12 protein-coding genes are annotated in these 11,269 nt (G+C 48.4%); 6 read left to right on the forward strand and 6 right to left on the reverse strand.

All coding sequences use genetic code 11. The features are described from left to right. Nucleotides 1-408: 408 nt before the first annotated feature. The 5 genes from B0I18_RS02595 to B0I18_RS02615 all read left to right on the forward strand — a co-directional run bounded on the left by B0I18_RS02595 (nucleotide 409) and on the right by B0I18_RS02615 (nucleotide 4,489). The gene (locus tag B0I18_RS02595) at nucleotides 409-996 is read left to right on the forward strand and encodes a TetR/AcrR family transcriptional regulator (protein WP_106521080.1); all 588 of its coding nucleotides are present in this window, start codon (nucleotides 409-411) and stop codon (nucleotides 994-996) included. Nucleotides 997-1,044: 48 nt separating this feature from the next. After that, on the forward strand, nucleotides 1,045-1,404 hold the full coding sequence (locus B0I18_RS02600; RefSeq protein ID WP_106521081.1) for a VOC family protein: 360 nt from the start codon (nucleotides 1,045-1,047) through the stop codon (nucleotides 1,402-1,404). A 184-nt stretch (nucleotides 1,405-1,588) separates the two neighbouring features. After that, the gene (locus B0I18_RS02605) at nucleotides 1,589-2,170 is read left to right on the forward strand and encodes an LOG family protein (RefSeq protein ID WP_106521082.1); all 582 of its coding nucleotides are present in this window, start codon (nucleotides 1,589-1,591) and stop codon (nucleotides 2,168-2,170) included. Between the two features lie 52 nt (nucleotides 2,171-2,222). After that, entirely contained in the window at nucleotides 2,223-3,614 is a 1,392-nt protein-coding gene (locus B0I18_RS02610) for a hypothetical protein (protein WP_106521083.1), read from the forward strand. A 44-nt stretch (nucleotides 3,615-3,658) separates the two neighbouring features. Continuing rightward, nucleotides 3,659-4,489, forward strand: coding sequence for a tetratricopeptide repeat protein (locus tag B0I18_RS02615; protein ID WP_106521084.1), 831 nt, complete (start codon nucleotides 3,659-3,661; stop codon nucleotides 4,487-4,489). On the opposite strand, the gene B0I18_RS02620 is transcribed toward B0I18_RS02615, so the two are convergent. The 5 genes from B0I18_RS02620 to B0I18_RS02640 all read right to left on the reverse strand — a co-directional run bounded on the left by B0I18_RS02620 (nucleotide 4,477) and on the right by B0I18_RS02640 (nucleotide 9,700). Then, entirely contained in the window at nucleotides 4,477-5,700 is a 1,224-nt protein-coding gene (locus B0I18_RS02620) for an MFS transporter (protein WP_106521085.1), read from the reverse strand. The genes B0I18_RS02615 and B0I18_RS02620 overlap by 13 nt on opposite strands. A 91-nt stretch (nucleotides 5,701-5,791) precedes the next feature. Further along, entirely contained in the window at nucleotides 5,792-6,526 is a 735-nt protein-coding gene (locus B0I18_RS02625) for a phytanoyl-CoA dioxygenase family protein (protein WP_106521086.1), read from the reverse strand. An 11-nt stretch (nucleotides 6,527-6,537) separates the two neighbouring features. Beyond that, nucleotides 6,538-7,041: a hypothetical protein gene (locus tag B0I18_RS02630; RefSeq protein WP_106521087.1), complete on the reverse strand. Its 504-nt coding sequence runs from the start codon at nucleotides 7,039-7,041 to the stop codon at nucleotides 6,538-6,540. A 20-nt stretch (nucleotides 7,042-7,061) separates the two neighbouring features. Continuing rightward, nucleotides 7,062-7,766 (reverse strand): adenine nucleotide alpha hydrolase, encoded by a 705-nt coding sequence (locus B0I18_RS02635; RefSeq protein WP_181358307.1) that lies wholly within the window; start codon nucleotides 7,764-7,766, stop codon nucleotides 7,062-7,064. Nucleotides 7,767-7,846: 80 nt separating this feature from the next. Next, the gene (locus B0I18_RS02640; RefSeq protein ID WP_146146633.1) at nucleotides 7,847-9,700 is read right to left on the reverse strand and encodes a BamA/TamA family outer membrane protein; all 1,854 of its coding nucleotides are present in this window, start codon (nucleotides 9,698-9,700) and stop codon (nucleotides 7,847-7,849) included. 97 nt (nucleotides 9,701-9,797) lie between these two features. On the opposite strand from B0I18_RS02640, the gene B0I18_RS02645 reads away from it, so the two are divergent. Further along, entirely contained in the window at nucleotides 9,798-10,502 is a 705-nt protein-coding gene (locus B0I18_RS02645) for an SDR family oxidoreductase (RefSeq protein WP_106521090.1), read from the forward strand. Here B0I18_RS02645 and B0I18_RS02650 read toward each other — a convergent pair. Beyond that, complete coding sequence (locus B0I18_RS02650) at nucleotides 10,499-10,966, reverse strand: HAD domain-containing protein (RefSeq protein WP_106521091.1); 468 nt, start codon at nucleotides 10,964-10,966, stop codon at nucleotides 10,499-10,501. The two genes, B0I18_RS02645 and B0I18_RS02650, sit on opposite strands and share 4 nt — an antisense overlap. Nucleotides 10,967-11,269 lie beyond the last annotated feature (303 nt).

Genomic DNA, 11,269 nt, shown 5'->3' on the forward strand with positions numbered 1-11,269 from the left:
AATTTGATTCATTCATTCATTCAATATCCATTTTATTGACTATCAAATATTTAAGATGTAATTATGATGTATTAATGTTCATTTTTTGTATTTTATTTGGGCAAATCCGGGCAAATCAAGGCACTAATTTTTAATGGAAAATAGAGTTTCAATTAATTAAACTTTGACAAGAAAGCCACCTTAACGGGGTGATTTTATTTTGGTAATATGTGATTAATTAACTTGTTCAGGACAACATAATTAATTCTATAGTTATTCTCTGATACTTCCGTTATAAAACTATTTCATTAAATGGATTATTCTATACAACTACTTATTATAATGCAACGGCAAAACCAATTTCGGTTATAAAGCAATTTCAAAAATTTTTCCTTAAAAGAACGAACATTCGTTTATCTTTGCAATTCTATGCGTGCCCGCGACGAAAATAAAGAAAGAACTATTAAGCTCGAAGCCATATCCATGATCGTAAAGGAAGGCTTCGATGGGCTGAGTATGCAGAAGCTTGCGCGTGCTGCGGGTATTTCGCCCTCGACCATTTATATTTATTTCGAAAGCCGCGAGGATCTCCTGAATAAACTGTACCTGGAAGTAGACGAGGCTTTTACCGATGCCAGCCTGAAAAATTTCGACCCCGCTATGTCCTTCCGCGACGGCTTGTGGCTGCAGTGGAATAACCGTTATAAACATATTGTGCGTAACCCCCTGCATTTTCATTTCGCTGAGCAGTTCCGGAATTCACCCCTAATACAACTCAGCACGATCAGGACCAATCCCTTTCGCAAAGCCATGCAGGCCTTTGGGGAAAACGCCATGAAAAACGGTGAGCTCGTACGGGTATCCCCGGAAGTATTCTGGTCGCTGGCCTACGGACCTTTTTATACCCTTGTCAAATTTCACCTGCAGCAGGCCAATATGGCCGGCCGGCCTTTTAAGTTGAGCAATACCGACCTCCAAACCACTTTTGATCTTGTCATTAAAGGGTTAACGCCCTAACCTATTTTTTTTACCTTTTAAAAGAACGAATGTTCGTTTATTATTAATATGCAATTGAATCATTTAAATCTCCCGATGTCGCGCATACCCGAAGCGATTACTTTTTTCGAAACTCATTTCGGTTTTACCTGTGTAGAAGTAAAAGGCGATGCCGCCCTGGCGGTACTAAGAGGCGCAGACGGTTTTATACTCGTACTGATGCGGGCCAAAGAGCAACCGCTTTATCCTAAGTTTTTCCACATTGGTTTCCTGCAGCAGGATGCCGCCGCCGTGGACTATATTTTTGAACAGCTTAACAACGACCCGGCATTGCAACCCGAAAAACCCGGTAAAATACGGGATACCTATGGGTTTTATTTTTACTTCGATACCCTGATGATCGAGATCAGTTGCCCGCAGCCGGTATAACAAAGTAAATAAAAAACAATGCCGCTGTTTCCTGCAACGAAAAGGCAGGTTGCTGCAGGCTATGGACACTGCGGTGAAAAGAAGCGCCGGCACGATAATAATAAGATGATCCATGGCGTTACCTTTCGTGTTGGTTTATAATCGTAAATTGCCTGGTATAACCAAGATTTAAAACCAGATCATTATGAAAAGTATCGTTGTGTTTTGCGGATCTTCTTATGGCAACCAGCCCGTTTACGAAGAACAGGCAGTCGTACTGGGCCAGACACTGGCACGGAACGGGATCAGGCTGATCTATGGCGGCGCCAGTGTCGGGCTTATGGGCGCAGTGGCCAATGCCGCGCTGCAAGCGGGCGGCACCGTGATCGGCGTGATACCCAGGTTCCTGAACAGCCGGGAGATTGCCCATATCGGTCTGAGTGAGCTGATACTGGTGGAAAGCATGCATGAACGCAAGGCTAAGATGAATGAGCTTTGCGACGGCGTGATCACCCTGCCCGGCGGCTTCGGTACTATGGAGGAATTGTTTGAAATGCTGACCTGGTCGCAACTGGGCCTTCATACCAAACCTATAGGCCTGCTAAATACCGCGGGATATTACGACCCGCTTAACTATATGGTAAAAACAATGGAAGAACAGGGCTTCCTGAAACCGGTATACCGCGAGATGCTGCTGACGGATGAAAACGTAGATGTGCTGCTTGCCAAAATGAAGTCCTATACAGCGCCCGAGGTGCCGAAATGGATCTCGAAAGAAACAACATGATATACGGAACCAGCGCCCTTTTTATACTATAACCCACCGGAATAAAAAATCCATGAAAAGAAAATCGGTTTTTACCTTTTTACTCGCCCTGATCAGTACTGCTGTATGGGCACAGACAACGCCCAAGATAGCCCTGAAATACTCCAGGCTGTTTGCCACTTACGAGTTTGTAAAAAAACTGTCGGGCAATTACCCCGAGACGATTTATAAAGAAATCTTCAATAAATCGAAATACCATACAGCAGCTTACCAGCAGTTGATCGCGCAGCTGGACGCACTGAATCTGTATTATGAATTTTCCTACCCCGGTTATCCGGTTGCGCAGAAATTGTCGGTAGGCACTACATCGATCATACAACGTAACCTTATTTACAGTACCTCGCTGAATGAGTTTAAGAAAAATACTTTCGGCCTGATACCCGCAGGCGACCTGTTCCAATTTGCCGGTATCCTGGAAAAGTTTGAACCGGTATACGACAGCCTGGTATACCTGCCGAATAAAGATAAATTTGACCGCAAATTTGAAGCGCTCGAGGCGTTTGTGCACAAAGTGCCGCTGGGCCAGTATTTTCAGAATGGTATTATTTTATACAATGCGCCCTGGGACTATTCCATACCCATCGATATCGCGGTTATACCCAGTATAGATGAGGATGGGTTTACCGGCACCGCTTTTTTCAACAATATCATTACCGAGGTGCCGCTTAACTTTAATGATAACGATGCCCTGTTCAGTGTATTGATGCACGAGATCTATCATACCCTTTATAATGAACAATCGCTGGCTTTTAAAAACGAGCTCAACGGATACTTTTACAGCAATGCTTCGCCCAACAGTCAATACGCCAACCTGCTGCTCAACGAAGCGCTGGCTACTGCAATGGGCAACGGCTACGTGTTTGAGCAGATCAATGGCAAGCCGGACCCCGAACCCTGGTACAATGTAAAGTATATCGCGGAGATGAGCCGCAGGATGTACCCGCTGGTAAAGCAATACCTGGCTGCTAAAAAGCCTATGGATAAACAATTCGTGGACGAATATATCCGGCTTTACGATCAAAACTTCAGTGCCTGGACCACGGAGCCCGCACATCTTTTCACTTACCGGAATGTATTGACCGGTGATGAAAACGATTTTAAATTTTTGCGTAAACAATACCGCAGGGCCAACTATTATGAAAATGAAACCGGCGTTACGCCGGCTGCTTTACAGCGCCAGTCGCAGTCGGCGGTGACTAAAGTCGTTATTATTTCGGCGAATAATAAACAACAACTGAAATGGGTGCAGGAGACCTATCCCGAATTAAAAACCTGGAAGTACAACCCGGCACAGGAGTTTATGTATACCGTATTGCTTAAAGACCGGACAAAATTATTCGTGGTGAATAAGCTGAAATCCACGACAGAAGCCATCTTTACTAAAAACCTGCCTGCAACAAAATAGTTATTGCCCACAGGCACTCCAATTTAAACCGAATACCCTAAGTATTGAAATACATCGTTCCCTTTATAATCCTGCTGCTGGCCGGCAGCACCATTTATGCCCGGTCCGGTGCGTCAACCGATGACCGGCAGCAAACTATTGTTCATCAATACCTGGAAAACGGCGCCTATAAATACCACTACACCTTACCCGGCTGGGACGACTGTATCAATAAAGCATTACAGCAGGATTCGACCATGGCCCTGCTCTGGCAGCTGAAAGCGCTTCCCTACTGGAAAACGAAGAAGTATGAACTGGCGGTGGCCTGTTATGATAAAGCAGTGTTGTACGACCGGCGCAATTACCTTTCAAGGCGCGGCTTTCTGAAATGCATTTTTCAAAAAAACTACCGGTCGGCTTTGGCAGACCTGGAAGCGGCGGAGCAGGAATTTGGCATCGAATACCAGAACGATCATTCCTGCCGCTTCTATATGGCGCTTTGCCACCTGCAATTGGGCCATTACCAGCAGGCGGAAAACTTGTTGAAAACCGATTTCGATAAAACCACCGCAACCCGCGGTGAAAGCTGGATCCCTTTCCTGGAGCTGTTTTATATGGGTATTATCCAATATGAACAGCGGGATTATAAAAGTGCAATACACTACCTGGATAAGGCCATAGCCCAATACCCGCAGTTTTCGGATGCTGGTTATTACAAAGGCCTTTGTTACCTGCAAAACGGGGATACCGCACAGGCAAAGGTTTTAATGTTGGCCGCAAAAGCGGATCATAAAAAGGGATACAGCATCAACGAAGACGATTCGTTTTACGAAACCTATCCCTACCAGGTAAACTGGCATATGGCCAAATGGACCATACCCGGTTATACCGAATGATCCGGAACGGGTTCGGGTTGTTCCTCCGTTTTTGCAACGCGTTTCCTTCCGGAATACAACAAGTGAAATATTAATGCCAATACGGTAAAACAGCCGCCCAGTACGGATACACCGATCCATTGCGCCTTGTGCCAGGCCAGGCTGCCGAGGAATGTACCCGTGGCCCCTCCTATAAAATAGGTAACCATATAAACCGTGTTGAGCCGGTTGCGGGCTTCGGGATAAAGTGCGAAAATGATAGTCTGATTGGTAATGTGCGTGGCCTGCAGACCCAGGTCCAGCAAGAGTATACCCAATACCAGGCCGGCGATGCTGGCGCCCGAAAACCCGAATACGACCCAGGACAGGATCATCAGGGAGATGGTGATGAGGATAATTTTATTGGGTACGATACGATTGCTCAGGCGGCCGGCCAATGACGCGGCTATAGCTCCGCCTGCCCCTACAAGACCAAATGCCCCGGCCACGTCGCTGCCTTTAAAAAACGGCGGTCCTTCCATCAAAAAAACGAGGGTAGTCCAGAAAGCGCTGAAACTCGCAAAGCCCAATGCACCGCGTATTGCAGCCAGTCTTAACTGGGGTGTGCTTTTGGTATAATGGATCAGCGACTTCATCAGGTTGCTATAGCTACCCTTGTAATGGATCTGCAACTCGGGCAGGAACCGCCACAGGGCAATACCATTCAACAGCATGATGCCAGCTGCGATATAATACATTTCGCGCCAGCCCAGGTGTTGGCCGATGTAACCACTGATGGTACGCGAACAGAGAATACCGATCAATAAGCCGCTCATAACCGTGCCGATCGCTTTGCCCCTTTGCTGGTCGGTAGCCAGCTGGGCAGCCATAGGTACAAAAAGTTGCGGTACTACCGAGGTAAAACCGATAAGAAAGGAAACACCAATAAGCGCGTAGATATTACGGAACAAGGCCATAGCCAGCAGCGACAGGATAATAAATACAAAGTCGACGAGGATCAGTTTTTTGCGTTGCAGCATATCGCCCAGCGGTACGATAAAGAGCAGGCCGGCAGCATAACCGATCTGGGTCATGGTAGCAATACTGCTCACGGTTGTTTCCGTAACTTTAAACTCTGCTGCAATTTTACCCAGCATAGGCTGGCAGTAATAGATATTGGCCACTACCAACCCGGCACTTATCGTCATCAGCCATAAATTAAAACGGCTCAATACCGGCGTCGCATTTTCCATAGATCGATCATTTTTCGGCTTAGGGGCTGCAAATTACGTTGTTCCGGGCTGGCAACAGCAAAGCAAATTATAATATTGACATAAGTCCAGCTTATGCCTGTGCGCCGAGCGGCTGGTATTCCGACCATTGCAGCGCTTGCGGTAAAATAGTCCGGCTGCATTCGATATGGATCACCCTTCTTTTAAAGGATGCCTGGCTGCGGCCGGAGGCGTGCAACAGCAAGGGTTTCATGATCATTACCGCGGCCCGTTCTACCTTACATAAAGTTTCTGTTTCCTCCTGCCAGTTAATGGTTTCGGGCCGGTATATGCCTTTACGGTGCGAGCCGGCAATTACTTTCAGGGCGCCGTTGCTCTCGTCGGTATGATCCAGGTGTACCCGCAATGTAAAATTATCTTCAAGCAAAGCTACCGGGGGCTGAACGGCTACCTGGGCGGGTTTCAGGGTCCAGGGACCATAACCCGGAAGCTCCGCTTTCCGGTCTACGGAGATCATCAGGTCCTGGTGATACGGAACAAACCAGTTAGAGTTTTCCGGTTTGTCGAAGTAAATTGATTTGACGATAAAATAATCCATTCCGAAAACCCCTTGCACCAATGCTTTCAACTTAGCGGTTAAAACAAGCGGCGCCAGTTGCGGTAGCGATGTAAATAAATGCCGGATGGCGAAGAGGTCTTTGCTTGCCTGAACGCCTTGCCCTTCCTGGTTTGCAAGCGCTATCTCCCGGATTATGGCTTCAATTTCGTTATTGGAAAAAAGGGGTTCTGTAATGGCAAAGCCATCGCGGGCAACCTGTTCTTTTATGGTTTCGTACTTATTGTTCATAACAGGACTACTTACAAAATTTCTGCTTCCAGCAAGGCTTTGAGCAGGTTTTTAGATTTACGGCTTTCGTATTTGAAGCCTGCAGTGGCCATTACATAAGCAGCTACAAGCATAAATAAGCATATGGGTAACATGGGAAACGGTACCGCGGCATTGGCCGTGTTATAAAATCCTGTTGCGGCCAGTATGGCGGATAGACCGATAGCGCCCATCCAGATACAGCAAAAAATAAGTACGCCCGTGTGCATACGCATCCGGATGTCGAGCTCGGTACCGGGGTAGCCGCTTAGTGTACCCGTTATAACCGGAGCAAAAGAGTTGCGGTACCCGATGATCCGGGTTATTTTGAAATCCGTACCGGAAACCGTACCCCGGAAAGGCCTGTTAGGGTCTGAGGAGAAAGCAGACGAACGGCCGCTCCCGAAGGTAACAACGGCTTTTTCCAGTTTATCGGCTGCCGCTTCGGGGCTAAGCCTGCTGCGCAGCACAAAATTCTCGTAGGGTGAAAATTTCATGATTGTTCTTTATAAGGTATTTAGGGTGCAGGTTGTACATCCAGGAAGTAAAACCCGGTATGCCAGGCGGCATCGGCCTCATCGGCGGCTTTGTATTTTTTATAAACGGTTTCGCCTTTATGTACAGCAATCGGTTCGCTGAAAAAGGGTGCATCGATCACTACGGTATGGTACTCGCCGTTTTCGCCGCAGGGATCTACACCCGGTGGCAGATCGTTAAGCAAGCCGCGGTTTATAAAACGTCCCAGGAATTCTTTGCCCAGGAACTTGTCATGCACACAAATGATCATCGCTTTGATACCGCTGTCTTCTACAGCCGCTACGAGTTCGGCGGTATTGCGCTTCCAGAGCGGGAAAATGGCATTTGCACCGGCCTGTGCCAGCTGGCTTTCGCGGTAGGTCCTGAGGTCTTCGAGAAAAATATCGCCGAAGGCGAAGGTGTTGATACCAACGGCCTGCAGGTCGCTTACGGCTGTCTGCATGATCGTGTTGTAGGATGCCATATCTGCGTTTTCGGGTAGCCGTACCTGTTTTAATGGCAATTGCATGCGTTGTGCCTGGCATTCGAGCAAGGCGGCGGGTGTGCCATGCATACTTACCCTGTTGTATCCTTCCGAAAGACTGGTCAGTAACGTTTTTACGCGGTAGCCGGGGCTGTGCTGCAATTGGTAAAAGGCCATAGCGGCATCTTTACCGCTGCTCCAGTTAAGGGCGATGTCCTGCATAGGCATGGTATTAAAAAAAAGTAAGCCGGTTAAGGCGCAGCAAATGTATTGGCTTTGTTGCAAACAATGCAGGCGGGCGGTTAATAAATATCGCCGGTAACATCGCTGTTCAGTTCCACAATGTCGGGTTTGCTTACATAACTGCTGTTGTACCGGAACTGCAGGTTTACGGCCAGGCTGATCTTGAAACGGTTGTCGCCCGGCAGCCTGCGGGGCAGGAAGATGCCTCTCAGTTCAAAAGTACCGAATTCAAGGTTTTCGTTGCGGACCCGGATACCGCCGCCCAGCCCGGCAAACAGCCCGTATTCGTCGGTGCCCGTCTTGCTGTTGGACAACCAGGTAAGATCGCCGGCAGCAAAGGGCGCCAGGCGGAAACCAAAATATTTTTGCTCGAGGAAGATAAAGGTTTCGCTACGCAAAGCCAGGCGCGTATTGCCCGAGGCAAGATCGGAATCGAAATTGCGGATGCCCAGCGAGTTATTGATGCGCAGCGGGTTGAGCGCAACCCGGTTGACGATAGAGGAATAACTGCCCCTGAAATACTGGCGTACCCTGGCATTGCCGATATGCATGATCCTGCTGAAAATGCTGGCGCCAGCTATGATGCCCACATCCTCCAGCGAACCGTTATGCAGGAATGCGCCCGAACGAACAAACATACCTGCGATATCGCTCTTATTGGAAATCCAATACCGGTACAGGTCTACACCGGCATAGGGTCGCGACAGGTCGAGCTGTTTGTACCAGCCTGCTGTAAGCGAAACATTGAAACCGGCCGGCACGTCTTCCGTAATACCGAAACCATAGATATACCTTGTTTTGTAATAATACTGGCGGAACAAGGTAAGGCTGGCCAGTATACCCTGCCGCGAATTAAAACGCTGGTCGTACTTGGTAGCCTCTACCTGGTAAGGCGTTTCGAAAAAGTGGTAATTGAAGTAGCGCATGGCCACGAACTTTTTGACGTGGAGCACATGATCGTTCAGGTATTTGCGGGCGCCGAGGTTATAACCGCCCCAGGCATCGACCATACCATATTCGTAACGGTAAAAGTCGCCGCCGTAAAAATTGGGATAACGGTTGAGCGACCGGGCCTTACCTACCGACAAGCCGCCTGCAAAACGCTTGTACTGCGATACCAGCGGCCGGGTAAAATCCAGCAGGAAAGATTCTTCATCCTCCCTGCGGTCGTAGATATTATTGGATATCTTGCCGAAGTTTAAAGCGCCGTTTACAAAGGATCCGCCGATATTGTTATAGGCATAACCCGCTTCGAAACCGAAGCCCGGGTCGCGACGCGTATCGTGCAACATGGCGAAAGAAAGGCGCTGGCCCGTACCGCTGAAGTTGATATTGGTAAGGCCGAACTGTTGCCGGGAGGGGCCTAAGCCGCCGATAGAAGGCGAGTAGGCAAAAAGGTCCTTGGTTACGATGATAATATCAACCGAATCTTTACCGCTCGAAGAGGAATCTACCAGGATACGGCTATCCTGGATAAAGCCGATGGTACGGAAAAAACGTTCGTTATCGGCAGCCAGGTAAGGATTGAAGGGTTCGCCTTCTTTAAGGTACACATTGCGCAGGATCGTCTTGTCCCGCGATTTTACGTGTACGGCGTTGAGCATACGCGTACCGAAGTAGATAATATTATTGGAAGAGTCGGAAATACTCCGTTCAAAACCCAGCTGTTCCGTTTTTATATGACGGATGATCTTGCCTTCGTAAGGTAACAGGGTTTTTGTATTCAGCACCGTTACGCTTTCGCGCCGGCCCGAGGTATCGCGTCCGAAACTGGTTTTTAAACCATAAAATAGTTTCCCCAGGAAGGTACGTTTCGGAGCAGTACTGTCCTGTTGTGCATATAACCTGCAGGGACACGAAAAGGTGAACCCCGCAAGCAGCAGGCACATGAGATATATGTTCCGGGCTGGCATAGGTAAAGCAATTTAAGCAATGAGGCGTTAATAAAAGAGAAAAGTTATTTTTGCCTTCAGCGCCTTATTGCGACGCCCTCATTACAAACCAAGAATTATGCCAACTGCTGTTGTTACCGGCGCTACCAAAGGTATTGGAAGAGCCATTGCTGAAAAGCTGTTACAGGAAGGATTTGACCTGGCCGTATGCGCCCGTACCGATGCGGATCTGCAGGCCTGCAAAACATTATGGGCCCAGCAATATCCCGCTTGCCGGGTATGGACCCGGGCTACCGATATGCGCGATCAGCAAGAGGTTAAAGACTTCGCCGCAATGGTACTGGAAACCGGCTCTGCAATAAGTATACTGGTAAATAATGCGGGATTATATTTTCCGGGCAACCTGGCCACCGAACCCGAAGGGCAGCTGGAAGGCTTGCTCGCTACCAACCTGCTGAGCGCTTATCACCTTACCCGTGGCTTATTGCCGGTGATGAAAGCCCAAAAGTCCGGTCATATTTTCAACATGTGTTCGGTAGCATCGTTACAGGCTTATCCCAATGGCGGGGCCTACAGTATTACCAAGTATGCCTTGCTGGGTTTTTCCGATAACCTGCGTTACGAGCTCAAAGACGAAGGCATCAAGGTAACGGCGATCAGCCCCGGTGCGGTATGGAGCAATAGCTGGAGCGGCAGCGGCGTACCGCCCGAAAGGATCATGAAAGCCGAAGATATAGCCGACCTGCTCTGGACCACCTATAACCTTTCGGCACAGGCTACGGTTGAGCATATCGTATTGCGGCCGCAGCTGGGCGATCTTTAAACAGGAGCTTGCAACAGCGACAAGGCTTTTAGGTAAGCGGCTTCATCCAGCCCGGTCATCAGGTTTGTCTTTACCCAACGGGCCTGCCCGTGTGCCGGCAGGTCGTGCAAGGAAGCATCGTCGTCGATAATCACAAACCACGGATCGTAAGCCGGGCTTTCCATCCATTGTATAATTTCTGTCAGCCGGCTCAGGCCCGGCTGCAGCGGGTTACCGGTATTTATTTTAGAAAACCGGGTGATGTCCAATCCCCTGTTGCGCAACAAGGCAACCCAATCCTGTTCGCTATAACGGATACGGTGGGTGCTGGTGAGTACGATAGCCGCCTGTGTTGCGGAAAGCAGGAGGGACAGGTAATGTAATGCCGTTTTATCAAAGGCCATAAAACCATCGGCAGCCTGGGGTACAGGCCGCCAGGAAGGCGTGGTTACCAGCACACCGTCAATATCCAGCAGCAGGGTCATGTAAAACGTGATTTTTTGCGCCCTTGTAACACCTACATATTAGGAGGGGACGTCACCTACAAATATACGCGGCAATTGCTGCATTTTCCTATAAAACCGCTTTGCTTCTATAACACGAAAGCCGCTGTACCAGGGGCTTTTATGCATAAATCATCTGCCGGCCGGTTGCGGTCCGTTATTTTGTAAAAGCCCGATAATCGCGCTGGCGGTAACATATTTATGTAGGAATATTCATCTTACGTGTTAGATAAATTTGATGTCTTACAACCAAATACAGCAATGTACCTCATCACCGGTAACATT

The organism is Taibaiella chishuiensis (assembly GCF_003014535.1).
GTDB lineage: Bacteria > Bacteroidota > Bacteroidia > Chitinophagales > Chitinophagaceae > Taibaiella > Taibaiella chishuiensis.

Excerpts from the sequence above, each read along its gene's own strand:
- B0I18_RS02595 (WP_106521080.1), top strand. The coding sequence starts at position 409 with ATGCGTGCCCGCGACGAAAATAAAGAAAGAACTATTAAGCTCGAAGCC.
- B0I18_RS02600 (WP_106521081.1), top strand. The coding sequence starts at position 1,045 with ATGCAATTGAATCATTTAAATCTCCCGATGTCGCGCATACCCGAAGCG.
- B0I18_RS02605 (WP_106521082.1), top strand. The coding sequence starts at position 1,589 with ATGAAAAGTATCGTTGTGTTTTGCGGATCTTCTTATGGCAACCAGCCC.
- B0I18_RS02610 (WP_106521083.1), top strand. The coding sequence starts at position 2,223 with ATGAAAAGAAAATCGGTTTTTACCTTTTTACTCGCCCTGATCAGTACT.
- B0I18_RS02620 (WP_106521085.1), bottom strand. The coding sequence starts at position 5,700 with ATGGAAAATGCGACGCCGGTATTGAGCCGTTTTAATTTATGGCTGATG.
- B0I18_RS02625 (WP_106521086.1), bottom strand. The coding sequence starts at position 6,526 with ATGAACAATAAGTACGAAACCATAAAAGAACAGGTTGCCCGCGATGGC.
- B0I18_RS02630 (WP_106521087.1), bottom strand. The coding sequence starts at position 7,041 with ATGAAATTTTCACCCTACGAGAATTTTGTGCTGCGCAGCAGGCTTAGC.
- B0I18_RS02635 (WP_181358307.1), bottom strand. The coding sequence starts at position 7,766 with ATGCAGGACATCGCCCTTAACTGGAGCAGCGGTAAAGATGCCGCTATG.
- B0I18_RS02640 (WP_146146633.1), bottom strand. The coding sequence starts at position 9,700 with ATGCCAGCCCGGAACATATATCTCATGTGCCTGCTGCTTGCGGGGTTC.
- B0I18_RS02645 (WP_106521090.1), top strand. The coding sequence starts at position 9,798 with ATGCCAACTGCTGTTGTTACCGGCGCTACCAAAGGTATTGGAAGAGCC.
- B0I18_RS02650 (WP_106521091.1), bottom strand. The coding sequence starts at position 10,966 with ATGACCCTGCTGCTGGATATTGACGGTGTGCTGGTAACCACGCCTTCC.